Annotated in this window: 20 protein-coding genes, 1 rRNA gene and 1 pseudogene; 15 read left to right on the forward strand and 7 right to left on the reverse strand. The window is 65.1% G+C overall.

The features are described 5' to 3' along the window. Window positions 1–931 precede the first annotated feature (931 nt). Window positions 932–1,627, forward strand: coding sequence for an AAA family ATPase (locus BST28156_RS05600; protein ID WP_006399349.1), 696 nt, complete (start codon window positions 932–934; stop codon window positions 1,625–1,627). After that, window positions 1,620–2,645: a ParB/RepB/Spo0J family partition protein gene (locus BST28156_RS05605; RefSeq protein ID WP_012218460.1), complete on the forward strand. Its 1,026-nt coding sequence runs from the start codon at window positions 1,620–1,622 to the stop codon at window positions 2,643–2,645. Before BST28156_RS05600 ends, BST28156_RS05605 begins: the two co-directional genes overlap by 8 nt. 86 nt (window positions 2,646–2,731) lie before the next feature. Here BST28156_RS05605 and BST28156_RS05610 read toward each other — a convergent pair whose 3' ends face one another. After that, window positions 2,732–4,048: a replication initiation protein gene (locus BST28156_RS05610; RefSeq protein WP_006405519.1), complete on the reverse strand. Its 1,317-nt coding sequence runs from the start codon at window positions 4,046–4,048 to the stop codon at window positions 2,732–2,734. Window positions 4,049–5,701: 1,653 nt separating this feature from the next. Between BST28156_RS05610 and BST28156_RS05615 the strand changes: the two genes are divergently transcribed. After that, on the forward strand, window positions 5,702–6,010 hold the full coding sequence (locus tag BST28156_RS05615) for a hypothetical protein (protein WP_006399352.1): 309 nt from the start codon (window positions 5,702–5,704) through the stop codon (window positions 6,008–6,010). A gap of 168 nt (window positions 6,011–6,178) precedes the next feature. Here BST28156_RS05615 and gcvA read toward each other — a convergent pair whose 3' ends face one another. Further along, the gene (gcvA, locus tag BST28156_RS05620) at window positions 6,179–7,084 is read right to left on the reverse strand and encodes a transcriptional regulator GcvA (RefSeq protein ID WP_060097115.1); all 906 of its coding nucleotides are present in this window, start codon (window positions 7,082–7,084) and stop codon (window positions 6,179–6,181) included. A gap of 143 nt (window positions 7,085–7,227) precedes the next feature. Between gcvA and BST28156_RS05625 the strand changes: the two genes are divergently transcribed. Both BST28156_RS05625 and BST28156_RS05630 read left to right on the forward strand, forming a co-directional pair. Further along, window positions 7,228–8,526: an adenylosuccinate synthase gene (locus tag BST28156_RS05625; protein ID WP_012217780.1), complete on the forward strand. Its 1,299-nt coding sequence runs from the start codon at window positions 7,228–7,230 to the stop codon at window positions 8,524–8,526. A 258-nt stretch (window positions 8,527–8,784) separates the two neighbouring features. Further along, window positions 8,785–9,737, forward strand: a pseudogene (locus tag BST28156_RS05630) (LysR family transcriptional regulator). A 236-nt stretch (window positions 9,738–9,973) separates the two neighbouring features. On the opposite strand, the gene BST28156_RS05635 reads toward BST28156_RS05630, so the two are convergent. The 3 genes from BST28156_RS05635 to BST28156_RS05645 all read right to left on the reverse strand — a co-directional run bounded on the left by BST28156_RS05635 (window position 9,974) and on the right by BST28156_RS05645 (window position 12,747). Next, window positions 9,974–10,687 carry a dienelactone hydrolase family protein gene (locus BST28156_RS05635; RefSeq protein ID WP_012217782.1) on the reverse strand — a complete coding sequence of 238 codons (714 nt, stop codon included), beginning with the start codon at window positions 10,685–10,687 and terminating at the stop codon, window positions 9,974–9,976. Between the two features lie 343 nt (window positions 10,688–11,030). After that, window positions 11,031–11,342 carry a DUF4148 domain-containing protein gene (locus BST28156_RS05640; RefSeq protein WP_006399359.1) on the reverse strand — a complete coding sequence of 104 codons (312 nt, stop codon included), beginning with the start codon at window positions 11,340–11,342 and terminating at the stop codon, window positions 11,031–11,033. Window positions 11,343–11,781: 439 nt separating this feature from the next. Further along, window positions 11,782–12,747 carry a GlxA family transcriptional regulator gene (locus BST28156_RS05645; RefSeq protein WP_012464963.1) on the reverse strand — a complete coding sequence of 322 codons (966 nt, stop codon included), beginning with the start codon at window positions 12,745–12,747 and terminating at the stop codon, window positions 11,782–11,784. 212 nt (window positions 12,748–12,959) lie between these two features. Here BST28156_RS05645 and BST28156_RS05650 point away from each other — a divergent pair, with 212 nt between their 5' ends. The 3 genes from BST28156_RS05650 to BST28156_RS05660 all read left to right on the forward strand — a co-directional run bounded on the left by BST28156_RS05650 (window position 12,960) and on the right by BST28156_RS05660 (window position 14,981). Then, window positions 12,960–13,529, forward strand: coding sequence for an HD domain-containing protein (locus BST28156_RS05650; protein ID WP_012217784.1), 570 nt, complete (start codon window positions 12,960–12,962; stop codon window positions 13,527–13,529). 523 nt (window positions 13,530–14,052) lie between these two features. Next, window positions 14,053–14,508 (forward strand): Xre family toxin-antitoxin system antitoxin, encoded by a 456-nt coding sequence (locus tag BST28156_RS05655; protein ID WP_006399363.1) that lies wholly within the window; start codon window positions 14,053–14,055, stop codon window positions 14,506–14,508. After that, window positions 14,505–14,981, forward strand: coding sequence for an RES family NAD+ phosphorylase (locus BST28156_RS05660; protein ID WP_012217785.1), 477 nt, complete (start codon window positions 14,505–14,507; stop codon window positions 14,979–14,981). Before BST28156_RS05655 ends, BST28156_RS05660 begins: the two co-directional genes overlap by 4 nt. 33 nt (window positions 14,982–15,014) lie before the next feature. On the opposite strand, the gene BST28156_RS05665 is transcribed toward BST28156_RS05660, so the two are convergent. Then, window positions 15,015–15,956: a tyrosine-type recombinase/integrase gene (locus BST28156_RS05665; RefSeq protein WP_012217786.1), complete on the reverse strand. Its 942-nt coding sequence runs from the start codon at window positions 15,954–15,956 to the stop codon at window positions 15,015–15,017. A 204-nt stretch (window positions 15,957–16,160) separates the two neighbouring features. Here BST28156_RS05665 and BST28156_RS05670 point away from each other — a divergent pair, with 204 nt between their 5' ends. The 6 genes from BST28156_RS05670 (at window position 16,161) to BST28156_RS05695 (ending at window position 25,415) form a co-directional block, all read left to right on the forward strand. After that, window positions 16,161–18,143, forward strand: coding sequence for a gamma-glutamyltransferase family protein (locus tag BST28156_RS05670; protein ID WP_012217787.1), 1,983 nt, complete (start codon window positions 16,161–16,163; stop codon window positions 18,141–18,143). A gap of 367 nt (window positions 18,144–18,510) precedes the next feature. After that, a complete protein-coding gene (locus tag BST28156_RS05675) occupies window positions 18,511–19,041 on the forward strand; it encodes a hypothetical protein (RefSeq protein WP_012217788.1) in 531 nt (176 codons plus the stop codon). A 294-nt stretch (window positions 19,042–19,335) separates the two neighbouring features. After that, window positions 19,336–20,586, forward strand: coding sequence for a metallophosphoesterase family protein (locus tag BST28156_RS05680; RefSeq protein WP_006399370.1), 1,251 nt, complete (start codon window positions 19,336–19,338; stop codon window positions 20,584–20,586). Between the two features lie 3 nt (window positions 20,587–20,589). Continuing rightward, window positions 20,590–24,060 carry an ATP-binding protein gene (locus BST28156_RS05685; RefSeq protein ID WP_012217789.1) on the forward strand — a complete coding sequence of 1,157 codons (3,471 nt, stop codon included), beginning with the start codon at window positions 20,590–20,592 and terminating at the stop codon, window positions 24,058–24,060. A 116-nt stretch (window positions 24,061–24,176) separates the two neighbouring features. Then, the gene (locus BST28156_RS05690; RefSeq protein ID WP_012217790.1) at window positions 24,177–24,701 is read left to right on the forward strand and encodes an HD domain-containing protein; all 525 of its coding nucleotides are present in this window, start codon (window positions 24,177–24,179) and stop codon (window positions 24,699–24,701) included. 9 nt (window positions 24,702–24,710) lie between these two features. After that, complete coding sequence (locus BST28156_RS05695; RefSeq protein ID WP_012217791.1) at window positions 24,711–25,415, forward strand: DUF429 domain-containing protein; 705 nt, start codon at window positions 24,711–24,713, stop codon at window positions 25,413–25,415. 171 nt (window positions 25,416–25,586) lie between these two features. Here the strand turns inward: BST28156_RS05695 and BST28156_RS05700 are convergent, their stop codons facing one another. Then, window positions 25,587–26,024, reverse strand: coding sequence for a hypothetical protein (locus BST28156_RS05700; protein ID WP_012464961.1), 438 nt, complete (start codon window positions 26,022–26,024; stop codon window positions 25,587–25,589). Between the two features lie 640 nt (window positions 26,025–26,664). Between BST28156_RS05700 and BST28156_RS05705 the strand changes: the two genes are divergently transcribed. Further along, window positions 26,665–26,925, forward strand: a 16S ribosomal RNA gene (locus tag BST28156_RS05705); the annotation flags it as partial.

Consider the following 26,925-nt stretch of genomic DNA (forward strand, 5'->3'; position numbering starts at 1 on the left):
CCGGCGTAAACCCTTGTGCCAAAAGGATGCCGGCGGCGCGTCAGTTTTTCGCGATTGTTTCACGGTCGCGCTCAAAGCCTGCGGAGGGCGGTTTTCACGTCACTACGCTCGGGCCACTCGAGCACATTGGCGGAGATCGTCAGCGTCCGACGTGTAATCAAGAGCGTTGCGATGCAAGGCGGGGTTTCCGGCACCCATTATTAGGGACATATCAATGCACGATGCGACGGCTGCTAACCCGGCTGGCTTGCAGTTGAGCCCGATGCCGCCCGGCCCGATTCCAACGGCGGGCTTTCCGCGGCGAACGTAGCGTCCTCTCTTCTTTCGAGCCGCCCGAAGCGATATCCAACGGCCCACGTCGTTGTCACGTGACAACTCGGCTCCCGCCGCCGTGCCTACGCACTTCTACAGTTACGGAGCGTCGTAGGCATCAGGAACCTACTGATACGATCGTCGAGGAGACGAAGCAGCAAAAGGGACGTTCATTCAAGGCGGCAGACCCCGGCAGCCCACTGAGCGTCGCCCGTAGTTGTCACGTAACAACCGCGAACCAGGGGCCGCGACAAGCGCAACGGGCGCCCAATTTATCGAAAAGGCGCCTAACTCAGCGCCGTTCCCCTGCGCTAGCGTCGTGGAGGTACGTCGCTCCGGGCATCCCGTTTGTCACGTAACAACCGCCCGCCCTACGGTCGCGCTTCCATAACACCGCGTTCGCGCGCCGCGCAATTTAAGATACCCGCAGACCCGGCGTGCCCCGGAATCGCCACCCCACCGTTTTTCTGCCCAGAGTGGTTATTCGAGCCACCCAGCCATTCGACCGACTTGTCACGTGACAAGCACATTTCGTAAAAAAATCGGACGTTCTGAAAGCGTTTGTCTGGACAATCAGCGTCTCGCTGAATATATTACGCAAAACTCCGTGGAGAATTTAATGGCCTTCAAAATCGCCGTTAGCAATCAAAAAGGTGGGACGGGGAAGACGACCATCTCCGTCAATATCGCGGCGGCATTCGAAGCCGGCGGGAACAAAGTGGCGCTGATCGACGCCGACCCTCAAGGCACTTCCGTCCGCTGGGTAACGAGCGGCGAGAACACGCTTCCGATGACAGTCCTGTCGCTGGCGCCTGCCGGGCGCGGCATCGGTGCCGAAATAAAAAAACAGGATGCAAACTTCGACGTCATCGTCGTCGACTGTCCCGGCAACCTCGAGGACCCACGCATTGCCTCCGTGCTCGAAGTGGCCGATTTTTGCCTGGTGCCGCTGTCGCCGTCTCCGGCCGACCTGTACAGCACCGTCGCCATGATCCGGATGATCGAGTCGATGCGCGCCGTTCGCAATCCCAATCTCTCTTCCGCATTAATGCTGAATAGCGTCAATGGAAAAACTAAAATGCGTGAAGAAATTTTAAAAATTCTAAGGGCAGAAGAAATAGGGGAACATCTGCTCGACAGCCAGATCGCGCAACGCGAGGTCTATCGCCAAACGTTCGCGCTCGGCACGACGATTCACCATCACAACCGGTATCTGAAGGGGCTGAAAGAGGCTCGTGCCGAGATCGAAAAGCTCGTGACCGAAATGGCCCAATACATCGCATCGACGCGCGCAACGGGAGCCGCTCATGGCTAAGGACACAACCAAAGAGAAAAAGCCGACCGGCAATCTGCATCTCGCGGCGGGCCTGCTGCGCGGGCTCGCGCAAGAAAACGCAGCGCTCGAAACGCGCATACCCGAGCCGTCCTCGGCGGCGAAAACCGGCGTCGACGCCGCGGTGGCTGCCGCACCCGGCGTCACGCCACCCGATGCGCTGGATCTCGGCGCTCCGCAACGCGTCGCGGTCAAGGACTGCATTCCGAACCCGTTCAACCCGCGCGTCTTCTACTCCGAATCGAGCCTGCACGAACTCGCGTTGACGTTGAAGCGAGAAGGGCAGATCGAGCCGATCAAGGTCACGCGGCTGCCGGAGTTTCCGGGCAAGCTCGTCGTGATCGACGGTCAACGCCGCTTGCGCGCCACGAGCATCAACGGCGACGAAACGATCAACGCGACGTTCCGCACCGATCACACGCCGGAGCAGCTCTATACGATCGCGTATCGCGCCAACCACGATCACGAACGCCAGACGATCTTCGACGACGCAGTGGCATGGAAGCGCCTGCTCGACGAGAAGGTCTTCCCCGACCAGAACACGCTCGCGGAAAAGATTGGCAAGGACAAGGCATCGATCAGCAAGACGCTGTCGCTGAACGCGCTGCCGAATACGCTGCTCGAGCGCATGGCGGCGGCGAGCGACGTCGTCGGCCTGCAGGCAGCGTATTTCCTGAAGCTGATCTTCGAGCGCCTGGGCGAGGCGACCGCCGACCGTCTGCTGACGGCCGTCATCGATCGCAAGAAGTCGGTGCGCGACCTCGAGAACTTCCTGCGCGCGCAGAGCGACGACACCAGGAAGGCTGGACGTACGCGCTATAGCGTCCGTCACGATTTCGCGCTCGAGTCACGCGCGATCGGCCAGTTGAAGACCTATCCCGACGGGCGTCTCGACCTGCAACTGAAGGGCGTGGACGCAACCCATCAGGAAGCGCTCGCCGACAAGCTCAAGGCCGTCATCGACGAATACGTCGCCGCACTGGCGGCGGCACAGCAGTAAAACGAAACAACGCAGACCTCGCGTCCGCGCCGCACGCCACGTGCGGCCGATCCGACGCACGTCCACGTGGATCCGCGAGGTCTCGTTCAGTTGGTGGCGAGGCTGCTCTTGAGCAGGAACTCGAGCAGATCGTCCGAGGTCGGCTCGCCCCAGGTGTCGAGCGCGAGCCAGCGGAAGAAGCTCGTTTGTGCGAGCTTGCTTGCCTTCTTCTTCGGCGACAGCGTCAGGTCCTTCGACCCGGCAACGGTCTCGTTGTAGCGTTCGATCAGCTTGGTCTGATCGTCGATCTCGAGCTCGCGGAAATACGCGCCGGCTTCCTCGACCTTCGCGGCCAGATACTTGTCGCGAATCTGCTCCTGCTTGCTTTGCGCGGATTCCTGGACTGCTGCGCCGGTCTCGGCGCCTTGTCCGTCGGACAGCGTGTAGCCATGCGTCAACGCTTTGCGGAAATACGCGGCCACGTTGTCGATCGGCGCGGCGTTCTTTTTCGTAGTCCGATTGAGCGTATAGGCGATCGCCGCCTTGATCCGCTGTACGCCGTATTGCGTAATGAGCCGGCGCGCTTCGGAACGCGGGATGCCGAACTTCGCGACCTCATCGACGAGCGCTTCGTTCTTGACGTCGCCTTCCTCGACCGTATCCGCGCTCGGCTTGCGCGTCACCTTGAACTGCACGGCCTCGACACTGCGGCCCGACTTGTGTTCGATCAGCTCGAGCGTGTGGTCCGATACTTCGTTCACCTCCTGAATGCACGGCACCAGGACCTTGCTCTTGAACAGCTTGTACTCCTTGTACGACTGCGATGCCTTGTCCTGACCGAGAATGAGATCGCGGAACTTCGGCAGCGGGATCTTGGCGGTGATGCCGATCCCTTCGTAGCGCACGGTGTTTTCCCACAGCGCGAGCGAATGCGATCGACGAAACTCGCGCGCGATGCGCATATCGATCAACGCATAGATCTCGGGGTTGAGCAGCTCGCTGCGAATCTGATCGGAGAAGCTGTACTTCAGCACCGATTGCTCGAGCTCCGCGCCCGCGAGCAAGCCCGACGCCTTCCACACGGTCGACCGGTCGGCGGCAAGATAGTCCCAGTTGACGACGGTGCTGATCAGCGAGTTGACCGTATCCTTCACGTACTTCGTGTTGTTGCTGTTCAGCCCGCTCTCGTGCGAAAGCGCGGCAATCGAAATCGAGAAGCTCGTGCGGCCGGGCTCGAACGCTTCCTGTCGAAGCGCGTTCTTGATGAGCGAACTGAACATCTTGCGCTGCTGCAGTCCGATCTTCCCCGACTTGGGCGCGATGTGAATCGCCTGGACCGCCTTGCGCAGCAAGTCGGGAGGCTCGGGTGTCTGAAACAGCGAAACCTGTTTGTCGGAGCCTTTGCTTGCGGGCTTGCGCGGCATCGTGGTGTCCGGATAAGGTGACCGTATTGAGGGCGGACTTTATACCTTTTCGCGGCGGCGAGCAACGCCCCTGTTCCAGCGTCACTTGCACAACGGACGCTAAGCCGTCGACGCAAAAGGGAAATTTTTTATGTGTCGATCGGCGCGTCGCCCCATAGGCATATACCTTTCGGCCAAAATACGTCCCAAAAACGGCTACCTTTGATGCCCGAACACCCGCGCCCGGCATGGCTCTTGCCGAATCGAAGGTAGCCTTCCATGGGAACTCATCCGGCTGAACCGGAACGGAACCGGCATTTCGTGGTGCCGTGCAGCACGGTCGCGATTTTCTCCCATAGCCGGCTACCTTTTCAAAATCCCATAAACGGATACCTTCAAACACATCGACAGGGAGAGGTTTCGCACGATCGGCGCAGCGGCCGCGCGAAAGCGCCCCATAAACGGCTACCTTACCGCGTTCCCATAAAAGGTTACCTTTCTCGTCTGAGGCACCTGTTTATGGGAGACCACGCCGCGCGTACGACCTTGGATACCATCCCGAGCGCCGAACTGATGCCCATAAACGACTACCTTTCGCCGATACCATAAACGGCTACCCAAACAGGAACGCAGTGCCTCCCGACATTCGGCATTTCCCGGCAACGCACCATAAACGGCTACCTGAAGGCGATCCCATAGATGGCTACCCAAGCCATTTCCGGTCTGAAATCCCATAGACGGGTACGCTCTTCCCATATCCACATCCCCGGTTCCCCACAGGCTGGTACCCAATCCCCCAAATCCACAGACCTCACCCCCCACGATCTTCTACCTGTGCTCCCATAAATGGGTACCGATCCCCCTTCAAACCCTTACTGGACAAGGCTGTGAGGCTGCTAAAAGTAGTTAAAGAAGTAAACGTTGCTTTCTAAAGATGTAAACACACGTGTGCTTTTGCAGAAAGACCTACCCCATAAACCGCTACCCAACGATGCCGACGTGGTTCAAGGTGACCGTCACAGTGGTGCTCACCGGAGCTGAGCGACGCAAGAATTCCTTTCCCTGACAAGGACTTACGCGTCCAACGTGACCTCGCATGTGAGTACCTACTCACAAACTGCAAACGTAGAAACCTATGGGAGAAAACCGCCCGCAAAACGGCGATCGGACCGTATAGGTTCCCGTCTATGGGAGCATCCAGGCAGCGCAGTCGTGTCACTCCGCACGCAATCGACGCAGGCGCCGCACTGAAACAGCTGTGGGGCCGACGGCCATTCACGCGGTTGAATCGCTGTCGAGCCGACTTATGGCAAGCAGACTTGTCCTAGCCGAGCCGCGGCGCTGTGGACAACCCGCTCGCCGGCCCCTTGCTGAACCGCTGCGAGTAGCAGTGTCGCGCTTGGCACCTCACAAGATCCTTCAGATCGCCACAACGGTTCCGCTCCCAAACCCGATCGAACCGCAAATCGGCCAACAGCTTCACCCGGACTAGCCCAGCTCGGCCAGATATCTCCCATAAACGTATCCCCAAGCCACCATCGCAACGTCAACCCGGCCGCCGCGTAACGCGGTTATGATGCACAGGCCCCGACCGGTCTCTCCACCGATCGGGGAGCAGGGGTGGTATCTCGATGTGCTGTCTGTCCGTGACCCATTACACAAGAGAGTTCAGCGATGCGAATCCAGACGAAAAAACTGATGCTGGCCGCGACTGCGGCTGCGTTCCTGCTTGGCTCGACGGCGCCCGTGTTTGCGCAGACGGATGCGAGCGCACCGGCCGCGCAGGACGCCAAGGCTGCCAAGCAGGAAGCGCGCAAGGCGGCACGTGCCAAACGCAAAGCCGAACGCAAGGCCGCGCGCACGAAGAATACGGCCGAGCTGAAGAAACTCGAGGACGCTGGCTACAAGCCGGCCGCCAACGATCCGAATTATCCGCAGAACCTCCAGAACGCCGAGAAGAAGGCCGCCGGTTCGGGCCAGTAAGCGCCGACCGGTTCGCAAGCCGCGGATGTCCTCGCGGCTTGCCTGCCGCAGCGATGACTGCGGCGCTCCACGAGTCGCTTTCCATCGGCGACGACACATCCCGCTTCGACCTCCCGCTCTACGCCAGCTTCCCCGGCATGCGCATCCGGCAGGCGCCTCACACGCCGATCAGCGCAGACCGTTCGAATTCTCCGCACATCCCGCCAGCTTCAGCCAGTCCCTGAACGCGCGTACCGCTTCATCGTCGATCCGCGTGGCCGGCACGTAGATGAAATACCGCCACGCCGGCAACGCCGGGCCGCTGAACGGCTGCACGAGCCGGCCTTCGGCAATGTCGTCGGCGACGAGCGCGATCGGCCCCATTGCCACGCCGAGTCCGTCGAGCGCGCCCTGCAGCGTCAGATAGAAATGTTCGAGCGTCAGCGCATGCCGAGGCACGAGATTCGGGCAGCCGGCCGCAGCGAGCCATTCCGGCCACATGCCGGGATACGTGGCGGCATGCAGCAGCGTGAAGTTCGCCAGATCGGCCGGCGTGCGCAGCGGCGTGCGCTCGAGCAGCTTCGGCGCGCACACCGGCAAGCGGACTTCGGACAGGAATTCGTCGGCGACGTAACCGTCGATCGTCTGCGGGCCGCCGCGGATGATCAGATCGGCGCTGTCGCGCAGCTTGTCGATCGGCTCGTTCGACGTCGACAGCCGCACCTCGATCGTCGGATGGGCGACCTGAAACGACGACAGTTTCGGCACCAGCCAGCGTAACGAAAACGTTGCGGGCGCATTGACGCGCAGCACGCGCTGCTGGGCTTGCCCGAACTGCTGCGCAGTCGCGAGCGCGATGCGATCGAACGACGCGCCGACTTCCGCAAGATACGCGCGCCCTGCATCCGTCAGCACGACGCGTCGATTCAGACGTTCGAACAGCGGCTTGCCGAGCCAGGTCTCCAGCTGCTGTACATGCCGGCTGATCGCGCCGTGCGTGACGCACCGTTCGTCGGCGGCGAGCGTGAAGCTGCCCAGTCGCGCGGCGGCTTCGAACGCGCATAGTGAGTTCAGCGGCGGAAGTCGACGTGCCATGCTTTTCGGGTTCGTGTGAGTTTTTCTGACGAGATCGCTCAGATTTAATCGTTTGATCGTCGAGAGACGCTTTGCGACTATGCCACACGAGCGGCCGCATCGGCCGACGCGAGTGTCTGAATTTCTCACATGGAGAATCGAGCGTGGCGAATGTGGTCGTGGTAGGCGCCCAATGGGGCGACGAAGGCAAGGGGCGGATCGTGGATTGGCTGGCGGCACGCGCCGATGTCGTCGCGCGCTATAACGGCGGCCACAACGCCGGTCACACGCTCGTCGTCGGCGGGAAGACGTACAAGCTCGCGCTGCTGCCGAGCGGCATCGTGCGCGGCAAGCGCGGCGTGATCGGCAACGGCGTCGTGCTCGATCCGGAAGCGCTGCTCGCGGAAATCGGGCGAATGGCGGAGCTCGGGCTGCAGGTGACGCCAGACAACCTGTCGATCGCCGAAAACGCGACGCTCGTGCTGCCGATTCACCGCGCGCTCGATGAGGCTCAGGAGCGGCTGCGCCGCGAGCCGATCGGCACGACGCTGCGCGGAATCGGGCCGGCGTACGAGGACAAGGTCGGCCGCCGCGGGCTGCGCGTCGGCGATCTTGCCGAACCTGGCCGCCTCGCCGACAAGCTCGAGGCGCTGGTCGACTATCACAACGCATGGTTCCGTGGCCTCGGCCTCGAGGTCTGCTCGCGCGATGCGATGTTCGACAGGCTGATGGACATCGCGCCGAAGATCCTCCCGTTCGTGCGGCCGGTGTGGGCCGACCTGAACGACGCGACCGACCGCGGCGAGCACATCCTGTTCGAAGGCTCGCAGGCCGTGATGCTCGACATCGACTGGGGCACGTATCCGTTTGTGACGTCGTCGGCAACCGTAGCCTCCGCGGCGGCGGCCGGGACCGGGCTCGGCGCGTCGAAGCTCGGGCACGTGCTCGGCGTCACGAAGGCCTACGCGACGCGCGTGGGCGGCGGCCCGTTCCTGACCGAGCTGACCGACGCAACCGGCGAAGCGCTGCGCACGCGTGGACAGGAATTCGGCGTGAACACCGGGCGCCCGCGGCGTTGCGGCTGGCTCGATGCCGCACAGTTGCGTCAGCCCGTCAGGGTGTCCGGTATCGATTCGCTGGCGCTGACCAAACTCGACGTGCTCGACGGCTTCGACTCGATCGAGCTCTGCGTCGGCTATGAACTGGACGGCGCGCGCGTCGAGCATCTGCCCGCGAGTCTCGAGGCCCAAGCGCGTGCGCGGCCCGTGTACGAGCGGTTCGACGGCTGGCAACGCAGCGTGAAAGGCGTGCGCGAGCGTGCAGCGTTGCCGCATGCAGCGCAGGCGTTCATCGCGCGCGTCGAAGCGGTCGCGGGCGTTCCCGTGTCGATGATCACGACCGGCGCGGAACGGGACGACACGATCGTGTTGCGCGATCCGTTCGACCCGGCGCCGCGCGTCTAAGGGAAACGGCATATGGTCCCGTCCCGGCATGACGTCGGGCGGCGCGATATGCCCGCTCGCACGCCTTGCGGAATGCGTTCTCCCGCCGCGCTGCGGGCACCGCAGGAGACAGCGCACGGCGAACTGGACACGCTATCGACGCTGCTGTACTGTTCCGCACAATTCGCGCCGGACCGGCCGCAGTCGTAGCGGCTCTCGACGACGGAGACACGCGGCGACGCCGCGGCACGGCGCGGTTTCAATCCCGGGGACATGGCGATGGACACGTTACAGATGATGCGCATTTTTGTCCGGGTCGCGAGGAGGGCAGCTTTACGAGCGCCGCCCAGCGGCTGGACATTACGACAGCCTACGCATCGCGCTCGGTCGCGCAGCTGGAAACGCATCTGCGCACGCGTCTGCTGAATCGCAGCACCCGCCGCATTGCGCTGACGGACGCAGGCCAGCGCTACCTCGACCGTTGCCAGCGGATTCTCGCGTATATCGACGAAGCCGAAGCCGAGGCGGCCGACGCGCAGGCAAAGCCGTCGGGGCGATTGCACGTGCACGCGACGACGAGTTTCGGGCAGGCGTACGTCGTGCCTGCGGTCGTTCGCTATCGACAGCGTTATCCGTCGGTCGCGGTGGAACTGACGCTGTCGCAGCACGTGCCCGACATCATCGACGAAGGCTACGACGTGTCGCTGCAGCTGAGCACGGCCGAACTGCCCGACTCCGGCCTCGTTTCGCAGCGGCTCGGCGAAATGCATAGCGTGCTGTGCGCGTCGCCTGCCTATCTGAAAGAGCGCGGCACGCCGCGTACCGTGAGCGATCTGGAAGGGCACGCCTGCCTGCAGATCGTCACGCCGATCTTTCCGCGCGATCGCTGGCATCTCGACGGGCCCAACGGCCGCGAGACGTTCGAACTGCCGTTGCCCGACTTTCAGGTGAACATCGCCGACGCGCTGGGCGCGGGGCTGCGCGCCGGGCTCGGCATCGGCGCATTGCCGATGTCGACGGCCTTGCCGGCATTCGCGAGCGGCGCGCTCGTGCGCGTGTTGCCCGAATACCGGCTGCAGAAGCTGACCGTCTATACGCTCTATGCCTCGCGTCAGTATCTCGATGCGAAGATCAGGACGTTCGTCGATTTTCTGCGCGAGTGCGTGCCGGAAATGCTCGCGGCCGACGAGGCCGCACTCTGTGCGGCGCAGGATGCGCGCGCGAACGCGTGACAGTTGGGCCGCACGTGCGGCCATCATTGATACGGAATCCTTGGCATCGGCTGCGCGCCGCTTGCGGAAGCGGCGCGCGATGCTCGCGAGCTTCGCAGTCCGCCGAGCGGCGCACCACGTCATCCGTTTCGCGATCGGTGCGCATGTTGCCGGCCGCGCCGCTGCATGCGGCCGTGCCGGCAAGAGCGATAGATCGATCGAGCGGCGAGCGTTGCGCTCGCCTCTTTAACGGCCGGTCAGGCCGCCTTTTGCCAGAGCGTGCGGCCGAAGAACGTCAGCGTTCGATCCCACGCGAACTGCGACCACACCGGATCGAACTGCGTGCCCGCGATGCGGCCGGGCCCGACGGCCGTTTCGTTGGCGAATGCGTGATGCGCCAGATACCGGTGGAATTCGATGTCGACCTTGGCGTCGGTCAGCTTCTTTTCGAGCGCGTCGACCTGGTCGATCGTGAAGAACGCGTCCTGCGTGCCCCAATGACCCATCACCGGCACCTTGATCTTCGACGGATCGAGATAGTCGAGCGGAGGGAAGCCGTACCAGGTGACGCCGGCGTCGGCGTCCGCGAATTGCAGCGACAGCAGCGTGAGCGCACCGCCCATGCAGAAGCCCGTCACGGCGACGCGCTCGGCGCGCGTCTTCAGGTACTGGACGGCGCCGGGAATGTCCTGCGACGCGGCATCGCCGAAATCGAGCCCCGTCATCAGATGGTGCGCTTCTTCTTCCTCGACGGTCGATTTGCCGCGATAGAGATCGGGCACGAGCGCGAAGTAACCGCAGCGCGCGAGGCGATCCGCGACACCGCGGATCTGGTCGTTCAAGCCCCACCATTCCTGAATGACGACGACCGCGGGCGCGCCGTCGGTCTTCTCCGGCGTCGCGAGGTAGCCTTGCAGCTCCTGGCCGTCCGGGCGGCGAAACGTGATCATGGAACCGGATGTTTGAGACATGAAACCGCTCCTTTTCGAAAAATGCCATTGATGCGGCATCGGAGTCGGCCGGCGAACGCGAGGACGATCGGGGCTTGCCCGGCGGTTCGAGATTACGCTCGCGTTCGCTGCGGCCGGCGCCGACCACGCGGCCATTCTATGCGCAAATGCGGGGTGCCGGCGTTCATGACGGTAGGCCGAGCGGCGGGGGAGCGGGGCGCATCGTGTCGCTGCGTGTCACGGTACGCGCGTTGGCATGCACGCCTGCATCGATGGGCACGCGCCGACAAAACAACACCCCGCCCCGATGAACGGGAGCGGGGTGCGAGGCACGGCGCGCGCGTACCGCAGTACGCGGGCGGCATTACTGGCCGAAGTAGATCGAATCGCGGCCGTCCTGGCGGGCGGCGGCGACGCGGCCGGCATGAATGCGCGGCGCAGCTTGCGCGCCGTATCCGGTTGCATCGGCGTTCGTCACGCGTTCCTGCGCGGTCTGCAGCGCACGCGGATACTGCGTGTCGGAAACTTCCGGCTTGTAGCCGGCCTGTTCGAGCTGGACGAGTTCGGCGCGCACCTGCTCGCGCGTCAGTTGACCCGACGGGTTCGATTGCGCAAACGCGCCATACGACGCAGACAGTGCGGCGGCTGCGACGGCAGCGTAGATGAACGACTTCATGATGACCTCCGGTTTCGTTGATTTCGCGCTTCGCTCGTTGCGTTCAGCGGTTGATTGCATCGTAGCGATCGCGTAACGGACCGGAAATACGCGTTCGGGCGAATCATTATTGCAGCTGAGTAAACGATTCGCGGATCGCGGGGCACGCGCCATTTGTCTGGAGATTGGCTGATGTGGGCGGCGCACGCGCCGCGACGGTCGAATCGGCGCAATGCAACGGACGCGTGCGCAGCAGCGCGTCCGCGCGCCCGGGCATCGAAAAGTGCTTGTCGAGTGAAACGAGAAAAGGTTGTCAACACAACGTGTTGTGCCGTCATCGGCTGTATGGACGCGAGCCCTGAAGCATCATCGGGTCGACTCCGCCGGCACCAAGCGATGCGAAACAACGCGACGCACCGGATCAAAGACAACGCCGACGAAGACGCGCGCCACGCGGCTGCTATTCGGTCACGATGGCCTGCCGTTTCCGATACTCGGCAGGCGTGATACCGACGTGTTTTGCGAACGAGCGCCGCAGCGTATCGACGTTGGCGAAGCCGCATTTCGCTGCGACCTGCTTCGGCGTATCGCGGCCGTTCTCGAGCAGCTGACGCGCGGCCGCGATGCGCGTCGCTTCGACCCACGCGGCCGGCGTCATGCCGACTTCCGCGCGGAACAGCCGCGCGAAGTGCCGCGGGCTCATGCCCGCGTGCTTCGCCAGGTCGGCGACCGAGTGCGTGAGTTCCGGATGGGCCGCGATCCAGCGCTGCACTTCCTGCAGCACCGAGCGGCCGGCCGGCCGCGCTTCGCCTTTACGGCTGAACTGCAGTTGCCCGCCCGGTCGCTTGAAGAACATCACGAGTTGCGACGCGACGCGTCGGGCGATGTCGCGTCCGAGATCCTCCTCGACGAGCGCCAGCGCGAGATCGAGGCCGGCCGTCACGCCGGCGCCGGTACGCAGCTTGCCGTCGCGCACGTATAGCGCGTCGGCGTCGACGGTGATCGTCGGATGTGCTTCGGCAAGCGCTTCGGCCGCGGCCCAGTGCGTCGTCAGATAGCGGCCCTTCAACAGGCCGGTCTCCGCCAGTACGAACGCACCCGTGCAGATCGAGCCGTATCGCCGGCTTTGCACGGCCGCGGAGCGCAGCCATGCAAGCACGTCGGTGCGTAGCGCGATGCGCCCTGCGCCCGGCGCGCCGGCGACGAGCAGCGTATCGATGCGCTCGGGGACGTTCGGCGCGACCCAGTCGGCCAACAGTTGCGCGCCGGAAGAGCTGCGGATCGGCCCCGATTCGCACGCGATCACGCGCAGCGTGTAGAACGCTTTTCCGCATTCGACGTTCGCCTGCGCGAAGACGTCGAGCGGCGCGGAAACGTCGAGCAACTGAACACCCGGAACGGCAAAAACACCCACGACTTTCGGCATGAACGATGGCATGTCTGACAACGCGACGCGTTGCAGTATAGACGTGCGCGAGCCGCGCCGGGCGGGGCTGAAGCGGCGCTGCGGGCCGACTCGGACACGCTTTGCCGGCCGTGTCAGCCGATCGCGCAAAATGGCAGGATTTGGCGTAACACGTCTATTGGAGACAGCGATCGCGATGCGCAGAATCGACGTATCTTCAATGGAGGTCGATCATGACTGTGAACGTTGCCGGCATCACGATTCCCGATAGCCAACTGGCGCGCGAGATCACCGAACTCGTCCGCGATACCGAGTCCCCGCTGCTGTTCCACCATTCGAGTCGCGTGTACTACTTCGCGGCGCTCGCCGGTCGCCGCCAGGCGCTGAAGTACGATCCGGAGCTGCTCTACTGCGCATGCATGTTTCACGACATGGGGCTGACGCACCGGCACAGCAGTGCGTGCGAGCGCTTTGAGGTGGACGGCGCCAATGCGGCGCGCGATTTTCTGAAGAGCAAGGGCATTGCTCAACAGGACATCGACCTCGTGTGGACGTCGATCGCGCTGCATACGACGCCGGGCATTCCGCAGCACATGCATCCGGTGATCGCGCTGGTGACGGCCGGCGTCGAAATGGATGTGCTCGGCCTCGCGTATTCCGAATTCACGGATATCGAGCGCGAGGCTGTCGTTCATGCGCATCCGCGCACGCCGCACTTCAAGGAGGACATCATTCAGGCGTTCTACGACGGGATCAAACATAAGCCGCACACGACGTTCGGCAACGTGAAGGCGGACGTGTGATTCGGTCGTCGGCGTGGGCGGGCTGATTCGGGGAGTGGCGCGCAGGCGGGCCGGGCGGGTATGGCCGTCGTCCGCCGCAGCGGATTCGGTGGCTGCGGTCTCCGCCGAATGCCGGCGGAGGTCGCGAAGGGCCGAACCTGTTTGCATCGCCCCGTGCGCCGTAACGGGCGCAACGTCCTGCTTTAAAAAATGGGGCGCAGACGGCGCGGCCCGACGCATAACAGGCTCGCTAGTCCTCCACTGGAATGAACACGCGACGGCAGCGCGCGGTAGCTTGAACGCTGATCCATGCCAGACCTTCGCCGCTTCGACCTTAATAAGTTGTTACGTGACAACCCGATCCGCTGCAACGTAACTTTATATACTGAAAAACACCCACGGCCCTCCAAGGCGAATCTCCGATTCGCACTCCCACTGCGCCTCCAGCCGATCCGCCCTCCCAAAAACTGCATCTCCACCCTCAACCTGCCAACCTCCGGCAAAACGCCTATAATGAACGGGCAAATTGCCGGAGACTCAGCTCATGAGCACCATCGCTTTTCACCCCTCGGGCGTCGCCCATCCACGCCAGGCCGAATTCACGATTCTCGAGCAACTGCTCGCGATTCCCGTGCGCTCGGGCGCGGATCTCGCCGAACTGGCGAGCGCGCGCGTCGATGTCTCGGTGATCGACCGTCTGTCCGAGCGCGGCCTGAAGTCGGACGAACTGGCGTTCATCATTCCGCGGCGCACGCTGAGCCATCGCCGGCAGGCGCACGAGCGCCTGTCGCCGGAGGAATCCGACAAGGCGATCCGGCTCGCGCGGATTGTCGCGCAGGCGACGGCCACCTTCGGCGATCAGGACAAGGCGATGGCATGGCTGCGCCGCGGCCTGCAACGCTTCGGCGGGCGCACATCGCTCGACATGGCGAGCACCGAACACGGCGCGCGGCTGGTCGAAGAGGCGCTGACGCAAATCGACGAAGGGTATTTCGCTTGACGACGCTGTGGCGAATCAGCAATTACGCCGACCTGAGAGGGATCGGCGGATTGCGTGCCGGCGGGCGCTGGCACTTCGCCGGGCAACCGGTCGTCTATCTCGCCGAACATCCGGCGCTCGCCTTGCTCGAGACGCTCGTTCATTTCGAAATCGCGACAGTCGCGCAGTTGCCGAGCGGATACCAGCTGCTTCGCGTCGAGGCGGCCGAATCGGTCGACATCGCCGAAATCGTGGAGGCCGATGCGCCGGCCGACTGGCAGACGAACGTCGACTGGACGCGCAGCGCCGGCACCGAATGGCTGCATACGCGGCCCACCGCGTTGTTGCGCGTACCGAGCGTCGTCGTCCCGCATGCGCACAATTTTCTGTTGAACCCTTTGCATCCCGCGGCCGCCGACGTGCGGATCGTCGAAATCATGCAATCGCCGTACGACAGCCGCATTCTGCGGCTGATTCAATCGAAGCCCGAATGACACATACCGATCGCGCTCTTTGCGCGATGGCGCTCAGCGCTCGTGCGCCGCGCGGTCGGCGGCCGCATTCGGCGGCAGTGTTTGGCGGATGCGCGTGACGGTTCGCGTGCTGACGAGGCCGAGCATCGCGCTGACGTCGGCATGCGTGTGACCGGCCAGCAACTGACGGCGCGCAAAGGTATTGCGCAGCACACGCGGACTCATGTCCGACGCCTCGAAGCCGATCGCGGCGAGCGCGTCGCGCACGACGAGTAGCAGAAACATGTCGTTCATCGGCCCGCCGTCGCGCGGCGCGGGAAAGAGTCGCGCTAACGCATCCGAATCGGACGCGCAAGCCGCCAGCCACGCCGCGAGCGGCGCGACGGCAAACGCAGCGAGTTCGATCCGGCGTGCCGGCCGGGCGCGCTCGCGCGGCACGGTCAGCATCGGTCGGCGTTCGTCGAGCGTGAGTGCGTCGCGTGTCGTTGCGCGGATTTCCGCCGACGTGATGCCCGTTGCGAGCAGCAGCGCGACGATCGCGCGGTTCCTGCATGCGGCGGGCGTATCGTCGGCGCGCGGTTGCACGTGACGTTGCAGCGCGGCGTCGGCGTCGGGAGGCAGATAGCACGGCTCCGGCTCGGTGTCGGGCCACGCGAGCGCGTGCGCCGCACGCGCAGCCGGATGCACGCGGCGCACGCCGGCTTCGACGAGATGCCGGGACAGCCGGTCGATCAGCTTCGCATAGCGCACGCGCGTGGACGTGCCGGGCGCGCAACTGCGCTCGAGTTCCGTGAGAAACGTCGCGACGTGGTCAGGCCCGAACGTCGCGAGCGATGCGCGCTGCGCATGCAGATGGCGCAGAAATCGTTCGAACATCGCGACGTGCTGCACGATCGAGCGCGGCGCGAACGGTTGCCGCCGCGCGCCCGTCGCGCTCGTTTGCTGCCACGCCCGAAATGCCCCGACGGGGTCGTCGATCCAGCGACTCGTATCCATGACGCCGTTATAGCCGCAATGCAGCGAAGTCTGCAAATCGGGCGAACGCACAGTGCGCGAGCTTACCCACGCGCGGCTTGCGCTCATCCACGAGTTGCGGAAAAAAAATCATCCGTGCGACGATCGAACCCATTGCCCGCATGCCGAGGGGGTCGCGGGCGACGAGACGTACTTCACCACGATGCACGACAACGTCGACCGACAATGAATAGAACAGCGATCTTCCCGTATGCGTCCGCGCTGCTTGCAGCCGTCCTGATGACGGCGTGCGGCGGCGACGTCGAAAACGAAGCGGCCCGCTCGTCCACGACGGCCGACACCAGTTGTCTCGCGCTCGACAACAGCGGCGCGACCGTCGTGGTGGGCTCGAACCAGCCGGGAGACCCGTCGTTGCCGGAAGCGTCGTCCGGCTATCGCACCGGCATGAAGCCCGTCTATGCGAAGCGCTATCTGGTCGCGACCTCGAACGCTTACGCGAGCGCGGCGGGATGCGCGGTGCTGAAAAAAGGCGGTACGGCAGCCGATGCGGCCGTTGCCGTGCAAGCCGTCCTCGGGCTGACGGTGCCCGAGGCGACCGGGCTCGGCTCGGGCGGCGTGCTGCTGTACTACGATGCGCGCAACAAGACGCTGCAGGCGTACGACGGCCGCGAAACCGCACCTGCGGCCGCGACGGAAAACTATCTGCGCTATGTCGACGATCAGAGCGACCGATCGCCGCCGCAGCCGAATGCCCGCGCGAGCGGCCGCTCGATCGGCACGATCGGCGTGCCGCGGCTGATCGAGGCGTTGCAGCAGGATCACGGCAGGCTTGCGTGGAAAGACCTGTTCGGCGACGCGATCGCGCTCGCGACGAACGGCTTTCCGGTCGGCGGCCGGCTGGCCGACGCGATCGCGGCGAATGCCGCGAACCTGAAGCGCGATCCCGACGCCGCTGCGTATTTCCTGAACGCCGACGGCTCGCCGAAGACGCTCGGCACCGTGCTGAAAAACCCCGCATACGCCGATACGCTGACGGCGCTCGCGCAGTCGGGCGCGAAGGCGCTGTACACCGGGCCGATTGCACAGGACATCGTCGCGAAGATCGCGACGGCGAAGGGCGCGGACGGTTCGACCATCACGCCGGGCAAGACGACGCTCGCCGATCTCGCGGCCTACGAAGCGAAACGTCGCGAACCGGTATGCACGACCTATCGCAGCTACTGGGTGTGCGGGATGCCGCCGCCTTCGTCGGGCGGCATCGCGGTCGCATCGGCGCTCGGCATTCTCGAGAACTTCGATCTGAAGTCGCTGAAGCCGACCGCGATCGATCTCGAAGGCGGCAAGCCGACCGTCGCCGGCGTGCATCTCGTGTCGGAAGCCGAGCGGCTCGCGTATGCCGATCGCGACAAGTACGTCGCGGACACCGATTTCGTACCGCTGCCGGGCGGCACGTGGGACACGTTGCTGAACAAGCCGTATCTGAAGTCGCGCGCGGCGCTGATCGATCCGGGCAAGAGCATGGGCACCGCGCAGCCCGGCGATCTCGGCGCCGTGCCGCTCGGCGTCGATACGACGCTGGTCGAACACGGCACGAACCAGTTCACGATCGTCGACGGCGACGGCAACGTGCTGAGCGCGACGACGACGGTCGAATCGAGCATGGGCTCGTTCCATATGACGCACGGTTTTCTGCTGAACAACCAGCTGACCGATTTCTCGGCGAACCCGCTCGACAGCGCCGGCAATCCGGTGGCGAACCGGCTGCAGCCCGGCAAGCGGCCGCGCAGCTCGATGGCGCCGGCGATCGTGTTCGCCAAGGCGGCCGACGGATCGCGCGGCGATTTCGTGATGGCGACCGGCTCGCCGGGCGGCGGTACGATTCCGCAGTACGTGGTGAAGACGCTCGTCGGCGCGCTGGACTGGGGCCTCGACGCGCAGCAGTCGGCCGGCCTCGTCGATTTCGGCGCGAGCAATAGCCCGACGACGACGATCGGCGGCGAACATCCGAACGTCAACACGTCGAACAGCGGCGCGAACGATCCGCTGATTGCCGGCCTGCTTGCGCTCGGTCACAAGGTATCGACGTCCGCGCAGGCGAGCGGCGTCAATACGGTGATGCGCGTGACGCTCGGTCAGACGCCTGCGCTGCAGGGCGGGACCGACCCGCGTCGCGAGGGTGTCGTGCTCGGCGACACGATCCGACCGTAAGCACGAAGCCGGCGCGAACGAAGCCACCGCCCCGCCATGCCGATCGCGATCGGCGGCGGGGCGTTTCGTTGCTGCGATAGCGCGCGTGTCGAGCGCCGCCAAACATCGCCCGCACTACATGTCGAAGCCCACGATGCCGGCCTGCTGAAGTGCCGGACGACTCGAGTCGATCGCGCCGCAATCCGGCAATTGTCAAACTGTGTGAGTCAATCGTCAGCATTTGCAACGGAAGTAACAGTCCCCGCAAAACAGCGGTTTTGCACGCGACGCCGGCTACATTACGCCCACTTGCCGCATGTCGCGGCGAGGCATGCGACAAGCCGCACGAACGCGGCCCGCAGCAACAACATCTTTGGGGAGAATGACCATGAACAAGATTCGCACGATCCTGCTGGGTGCCGCGCTGTCGGCTGTCGCGACCTCGGCTGCTTTCGCACAGACGGCACAGACCGGCGCAGACGGCTCGGTCGGCGTCGGCGCACAGGTGCAGACGCCGCTGCTGAGCGGCGGCGTGGGCGCGCAGGGAGGCGCCGGCGCGAATGCGGCCGGTTCGGGCAACGTGATCGGCGGCGCGCTGAGCGGCGTCGGCAAGACGGTCGACGGCGTCGGTTCGGCAGCCGGTAACGCGGTCGGCGGCGCGACGCACGCAGTCGGCACGGCCGCAGGTTCGGCGAAGGATGCTGCCGCGTCGGCCGTCCATTCGACGAAGGGGCACGTGAAGCATGCCGCGGCGTCGGCGAAGACCCACGCGCAAGGCGCGATGACGACCGCAGGCGACGTCGCGGGCGGCGTGAAGGCGAAGGCCGGCGAAGCGCTGGCCGGTACGACGAACGCTGCGCAAGGCGGCGCGTCGGTCGGCCTGAAGGGTTCGGTGTCGGCGCAAGGCGCGGCGCAGTAACCGATCCAGGTCCGTAACGGCCCGGCCCGCTTCGATGCGGGCCGGGCCGTTTTTTTTCGCGCGCGCGATGCGACGTCCTTCCCCGGCCTCGCATCTCCGATACGGACGAACGGCATGCGAATGGCGCCGCACCCGTTCGGGATGGCATCATGCTTTGCCGCTGCGGTTCGATCGCGGCGGTCGCTTTCAGGTACCATCGCCAGCCGTCGGCAACCGGCAGCATGATGCAGCGCGACGTCGATCGCACGCGATACGACGGCAACCGCCACGCGCGCCATCCAACAGGGGAATTTCGTGAAGTTCATCCACGCGGCAGACATTCATCTCGACAGCCCGCTGCACGGCCTGAGCGCGTATCCGGACGCGCCGGCCGCGCAATTGCGCAGTGCGTCGCGCGATGCGCTGCGGCAACTGGTGGATCGCGCGATCGACGAGGAAGTCGCGTTTCTCGTGATCGCCGGCGACCTGTACGACGGAGACTGGAAGGATCACAACACGGGCATTTTCTTCGGCCAGCAGATGGGACGTCTGCGCAAGGCCGGCATCCGCGCGTTCGTGCTGTGGGGCAACCACGACGCCGAAAGCGAAATGACGAAGAAGCTGACGCTGCCCGACAACGTCACCGTATTCCATCATCGCAAGCCGGAAACGCATCGGCTGCCCGAGTTCGAAGTGGCGTTGCACGGACAGAGCTTCAAGGACAAGGCGGTCGTCGACAATCTCGCCACCGGCTATCCCGATCCGGTGCCCGGCTACTACAACATCGGCGTGCTGCATACGGCGCTCGAAGGCTATGCGGCGCACGCGAACTACGCGCCGTGCACGCTCGCGGAGTTGCATGCGAAGGGCTACGACTACTGGGCGCTCGGCCACGTGCACGAGTTTCAGCAATGGACGGGACCGTCGACGATCGTGTTTCCGGGCAACCTGCAGGGACGGCATATTCGCGAGACCGGGCGGCGCGGTGCGGTGCTCGTGACGGTCGAGCAGGGACGCACGCAGGTCGAGCGTCTGTACCTCGACGTGTTGCGCTGGGAATCGCTAGCGGTCGACGCGTCGGACTGCGTGAGCGTCGCCGATCTGTCGCGCAAGATCGGCCAGTCGCTGGAGACGCTGCTGAGCGTCGATGCGCATGTGCCGCGCGCGGTGCGCGTGACGGTGACGGGACGCACGCCCGCGCACGGGCTGTTCTTCGGCCGCGCGACGCAGCTGCGCGCGGAGGTGCTGAATCAGATCGGCATCATCGGCAATGAGCGGCTGTGGCTCGAGAAGGTGCGGCTCGCGACTTCGGCGCCCGAGCATCCGTACGGCGCCGGCGAACCGCTCGAAGCGCTCGACGATCTGAAGCAGATTCTCGCCGACGCCGCGCACGATCCCGATTTCCTCGCGCTGCTCGAACGCGATCTGAAGCCGTTCCTCGGCAAGGTGCGCAGTGACGTGAAGGAGGACGTGCCGCTGCTCGCGCTCGCGCGCGAAGGCGATCTGACGGCACTCGTTCGGCAGGTCGGTCCCGCGCTGCTCGCGCGGCTGGCGAGAGGAGAATAAGCGATGCGCATCGGTCAACTCGATCTGATCCGGTACGGCAAGTTCACCGACGAGACATTGCGTTTTCCGGCGGCGACGCAGGACTTCCATGTGATCGTCGGGCCGAACGAAGCCGGCAAGTCGACGATTCGGACGGCGGTGACGGAACTGCTGTTCGGGATGAAGCTGCAGACGCCGCTCGACTTTCTGCATGGCACGCCCGATCTGCGGATCGGCGGCGTGCTCGAAAGCGGCGGCGCGACGCTCGCGTTTCATCGCGCGCGCGGCCGCAGCTCGCTGCGCACGCCCGACGACGACAAGCTGCCCGACGACTATCTCGCGGCCGTGCTCGACGGCGCGACGCGCGAATTCTTCGAGCAGATGTTCGGTCTCGATCACGGTCGGCTCCTCGATGGCGGACGCAGCATTCTCGATGCATCGGACAAGCTCGGCCAAGTGCTGTTCGAATCGGCGGCCGGCGTCGGCCGGCTCGGCTCCGTGCGCGACGAACTCGACGCGCGGGCCGCGGACCTGTGGGCGCCGCGGCGCAGCGGCAGCGCATTTGCGGTTGCCGAAACGGCGTTCAACGAAGCGGTGGCCGAACTGAAGGCAGTGCAGGTGCGCACGCGCGACTGGGTCGACCGGAAGGAGGCGCGCGAAGCGGTCGAGCACGAGATCGCGCTCGCGCGCACCGAGCTGCGCCGGCTCGAATCGCTGCGCTCGAAATACGAGCGCGTCCGACGGCTTGCGCCGTATCTGAAGGAGCTGGCGCTCAACGAGGCCGCGTTGGCGGAGCTCGGCGACGTGGTCGACCTGCCGCCGTCCGCGGGGGCGGAACTGCTGAAGGCGCAGGGCGATCTCGCCGCGGAGCAAAAGGTGCTCGAGGCGCGCCGCGCGGATCTGCTCGCGAAACGGCAGGCGCGCGATGCGATCGACGGGGATACGGATGCGCTCGCACGCGCGGCCGACATCGAAACGCTCGAACGGCTGCGCGCCACGTGCGCGCACCATGCACAGGATCTGCTGCTGCTCGGCGCGGAGGTCGAGCGGCATTTGTCGGCTGCGTTCGACGCGGCTGCGCAACTGGGCTGGCCGAGCGACGAATCGGCATTGCGCGCGGCGTTGCCGTCGGCGCTCGCGTTGAAGACGGTCGAAAGCCTGCTGCGCGAACACGGCGCGCTTCATCAGGCGCTCGTCGGCGCACGCGATTCGCTCGACGAGCGGATGCGCGAGGCCGATCAGGTGCGCGAACAACTGGCGAGCGTGTCGACCGTCGACGTACCGGAAGCGCTTCGTGCCGCGCTCGTCGATGCGCGCGGCCTGCGCAACATCGGGCAGCGCGAGCATGCGCTCGAAGGCGAAATCGCGAGCGCCGAGCGCGTGCTGGCCGGCGCGCTCGATGCGCTGGGCCCGTGGCGCCAGCCCGTCGACGCGTTGCGTGCGCTCGACGTGCCGTCCGCAGCACGGGTCGGTGCGCTGCTCAAGGCGGAAAGCGAACGCATGAGCGCGGTCGCAGCGGCGCGCGATGCGCGCGACGCTGCACAGGAAGAGCTCGAACGGCTGGCATTGCAGGAACGGCATTTCGCCGAGAACCACCCCGTCGTCACGACGGCGGAAGTGCTTGCCGCTCGTGCACGGCGCGACCGCGCATGGAGCGACGTGCGCAGCGGTGCGGTCGATCTCGCGGCGGGCGCACCGGCCGTCGACAACGCGATTCGCGTCGCCGACCAGCTCGTCGATGCGCAGCTCGGTGCAACGCAAGCGGCCGCGACGCTGCAATCGCTGCGTCAGCAAGTCGAGACCGCACGTGCGGGCGTCGCACGCCGGCAAGCTGTGCTCGACGACCGCGAACGCGACCTCGCCGCGCATCGCGACGCGTGGGCGGCATGCGCGGCTGCGGCCGGCGTGCCCGGCATGCCGCTCGATGCAATGACGGACTGGCTGGCACGACGCGATGCGGTGTTCGCCGCGCAGTCGGATGTCGAGCGGCTGCGCAACGAACGCGACACGCTGCGCGACACGCGCACGCGCGCAGAGTCGGCACTGCGTGCGGCGCTGCGCGTCGTCTCGCGTGGCGATGACGCGCAAGGGCTGGACACGCTCGTCGCGACGGCCGAGACGTTCGTGCAGTCCGCGGAGAAGGCGAGTGCGCGCAAGGAGAGCCTCGACGAACGCGCACGGGAGGCCGAGCGCGGCTGCGCGACGGCGCGATCGCGCGTCGATCAGGCGCAGTCCGCGTACGACGCATGGCAGCAGCAGTGGCGCGACGCGCTCGCCGATGCAAGGCTTGCCGCCAGCGCGACGTCGCTCGCGGCAGCGGAGGGCGCACTGGCACTCGCGAATACGGTGACGGCCGAGCTTGCTGCGGCGGACGCGCCGCGCAACCGGATCGCGACGATACGCGCGGAGCTGGCCGCACTCGAGGCAGGCGCGCGACGGCTCGCCGAAGCGCTGGCGCCGGAATGGCTGACGATCGGCGACTGGCTCGAAGTCGCGCGCCGGCTGAGCGCGCGCCTGTCTGCCGCGATGGAAACCGCTCGCGCGATCGAGCGTGCGGACGAAGCGATCCGGCAGGCCGACGACAAGGTCGCCGACGCTGCCGCGGCAGTGGCCGGCGCCGAAGCGCGTGTCTACCCGCTGCTTCAGCTGGCGGGCGTCGCGACGATCGACGAAGCGCTGCGGCTTGCCGAACGTTCGGACCGTCGTCGCGCGCTTCGGCAAGCGGTCGATGCCGCACAACAGCAGCTGACGCGCGACGGAGACGGGCTGTCGCGCGCGGCGCTCGAAGCGGAAGTCGCGGAATACGATATTGCGGACGTACCGGCGCACCTCGAAGCCGTGAAGCAATCGATCGAGGACGTCGGCAAGCGGCTCAATGCGCTCGCGCAGCAGCAGGTCGTCGCCGAGCAGGCATTCGGCGCGATCGACGGACAGGCCAATGCGGCGCTCGCGGAGGCGAAGCGTCAGGAAGCGCTGGCCGCGATGGGCGATGCGGCCGAGCAGTATCTGGAAGCCGCGACGGCGAGCCGCTTGCTGAAGTGGGCGACCGACCGCTATCGCGATCAGAAGCAGGGGCCGATGCTGCGGCGCGCCGGCGAGATTTTTGCGGGGCTGACGCTCGGCGAGTTCGCGCGGCTGACCGTCGATACCGAGCGGACGCCGCCTGCGCTGTATGCGCGGCGCACGAGCGGCACGTCGGTCGAGGTGGCCGGCCTCAGCGAAGGCACGCGCGACCAGTTGTTTCTCGCGCTGCGGATCGCCGCGCTGGAGTTGCAGCTTGGCAGCCGGACCGCGCTGCCGTTCGTCGCCGACGATCTGTTCATCAATTTCGACGATACGCGTGCGAAGGCCGGGTTCGAGGCGCTGCGCGATCTGTCGACGCGCACGCAGGTGCTGTTCCTCACGCACCACGATCATCTGCTGCCGCTCATCGCGGACGTGTTCGGTGCCCAGGTCAACGTGATCGAGCTGCAGCGGCAATCGGCGGCTGCATGAGAGGCCAGGCCGGTATGGCGGCGCACGTGTCCGCTAGCCGCATGCGCGTACGATGACGGATTCGATGCGCGGCCGGTCGACGCGGCCGCGCGTGCGTCCATACGACGGGAGGTGTCATGAACAAGCTGATCGCGGCGATCGCGTTCGCGGCGGACCGGCATCGGAACCAGCGTCGCAAGGACGAAGAGGCGTCGCCGTACATCAATCATCCGATCGCGCTCGCCGACGTGCTGGCGAACGAAGTCGGCATCGAGGATGAACGCGTGATCGCCGCCGCCGTGCTGCACGATACGATCGAGGACACCGAGACGACCGAGCAGGAACTGCTGCGTCTGTTCGGCAAGGACGTCGCGGACATCGTGGTCGAAGTCACCGACGACAAGTCGCTGCCGAAGGAAACGCGCAAGCGGCTGCAGGTCGAACACGCGGCGCACATCAGCCGCCGCGCGAAACTCGTGAAGCTCGCCGACAAGATCTGCAATCTGCGCGACCTTGCGCGGCATCCTCCGGCCGACTGGCCGCTCGAGCGCAAGCAGGCGTATTTCGACTGGGCGAAGTCGGTCGTCGACCGGATGCGCGGCGTGCATCCGGGGCTCGAAGCGATCTTCGATGCCGCGTACGCCGCGCGGCCGAGCGAGTGAGGCGTCGCGATGCGTGACGATCGTTCGACCGGCCGTGCGCGGGGCGGGCGCGATGAGGCGTCGTCGACGCGCGCGGTTGCCGGCGTCGACGTCGGCGGCGACAAGAAGCAGTGCGATCTCGTGATCCTGCGCGGTTCGACGGTCGTCTGCCATGAGGCGCGGATCTCGCCCGAAGCGCTGCTGCCGCTATGCCTCGAACATGACGTCGTTGCCGTGGGTGTCGACGCGCCGAGCCAGTGGTGGGCCGGTAACGGACGTCGGCCGGTCGAGCAGGCGCTCGCGCGCGAGCGCATTTCGTGCTTTCCGACGCCGACGCGCGAGCAGGCGATCTCGAGTGCGTCGGGCTTCTTCGACTGGATGTTCGTGGGAGAGCGCGTGTATCGCGCGCTCGCGAGCGCGTATCCGCTATTGGTCGACGCGCACTATGGCGGTGGCCGTGTGAGTTTCGAGACCTATCCGTATGCGATCACGTGTGCGTTGCTCGGCAAGGCCACGGCGTCGGCGAAGCAGAAGCGGATTCAGCGTCGACAGTTGCTGGAACGGCTCGGGATCGACGTCGCGACGCTGCGGACCGTCGATGCGCGCGATGCGGCGTTATGCGCGGTGACGGCGCGATTCGTGATCGAAGGAAGCGCGCACGCGTATGGCGATGCGCAAGGCGGGCATATCCGTGTGCCGCTCGTGGCGGGGCCTATCGTCCTCGATCCGTCGTAGTGTCGGCTGCGTCGTTGTTTTGCGTTCCCGCGCTCGTGAGCGACCGACTGCGCCATTCTGTTCGAGCAAGCGGCCGGCCGTTGCGGCCGACGCAGCGCGTGTCGAACGTCGGAACGTCGGCGTGCGTGAAGTCCGCACATTGCCGCTCCCGATCTGCGATGCGATGAGTCGTCAGTCCTCGAGGATGGACGACGGCACGCTCGCCAGATCGCAGGCGCGCGCCTGCTCGAAGTAATTGTCCGCATCGTCGATCATCACGATGGCGACGTCGATGAGTTCGTCGAGTCGCTGCAGCAGTGCTTCGCGCCACTCGGCGTCCTCGTCGCGTTCGGGCGTTTTGTCGAGCTGCTCGATGATCGAGTCGGCGGTCTGCACGAACGGAATCGCCTGCTGATAATTTTCGATCGATACCATCGCTGCATTGCGCGCGCCGACGAGTCGTTCGCGATGCTCGTCCGCCAGTTCCGTTTCGCCGCTGATCCGCGGCAATACATCGGAGATGCGTTGCAGCAACGGCGGGACCTGTTCTTCCAGGGTGGCGGCGCGTTCGCGCAGCGCGGCGAATTCGGCGCGGAGATCGGCCTCGCCCGATTGTGTGAAGCTGTCCATCATCATCGTGAGTAGGTATGCGATCGCGGCATGATACTCGACCGCGCGCGGCAGCCTGTTCGACACGCGTTAGGGGCAACCGGTAGACACGTTCCCGACGTGAGCGTCGCCTATATATCCCGAGGTGAGCGCCGCGTATATATAGAAGAAGCTGGAAGACGCTGTGGCCCGTCGCGTCTTTTAAAAATATTTTCACAAACCGCTTGCGCGTTGGGCGCGGGCTGCATAGAATCACGCCTCTTTCGCGCTAACGGAAACGCAGCGCGAGAGGGGAAGCGAAGTCGGACGTGTGCTGCAGCATAGAGCGCCCGCCCGGCGAAGGAAGAAGAACCCCGCAGTCGCAACGATGTAGTGAAAAAAGTTGTTGACGAGCTGCGAAACAGTGTTCATAATCTCGCTTCTCTGCTGCTGACAACGCAGCGCTGCTGAGCAAGACGATCTGCTCGCAGACATGTTCTTTAAAAACTAACAGCCGATAAGTGTGGGCGCTTGATGTGAGCGAGACCTGATCTTCGGATCGGGATAGCAAAAGTATCAAGAGTCTCACACTAAAGTAAGTCAGGTTTATGAAGCAATTCATATGACCTGTCAGCTTTGAGTGAGCGACCGGTTCTACGGAACCGAAAACAGTAACAGGTTTGAACTGAAGAGTTTGATCCTGGCTCAGATTGAACGCTGGCGGCATGCCTTACACATGCAAGTCGAACGGCAGCACGGGTGCTTGCACCTGGTGGCGAGTGGCGAACGGGTGAGTAATACATCGGAACATGTCCTGTAGTGGGGGATAGCCCGGCGAAAGCCGGATTAATACCGCATACGATCTGAGGATGAAAGCGGGGGACCTTCGGGCCTCGCGCTATAGGGTTGGCCGATGGCTGATTAGCTAGTTGGTGGGGTAAAG

It is taken from the genome of Burkholderia pseudomultivorans, from assembly GCF_902499075.1.
Taxonomy (GTDB): Bacteria; Pseudomonadota; Gammaproteobacteria; order Burkholderiales; family Burkholderiaceae; genus Burkholderia; species Burkholderia pseudomultivorans.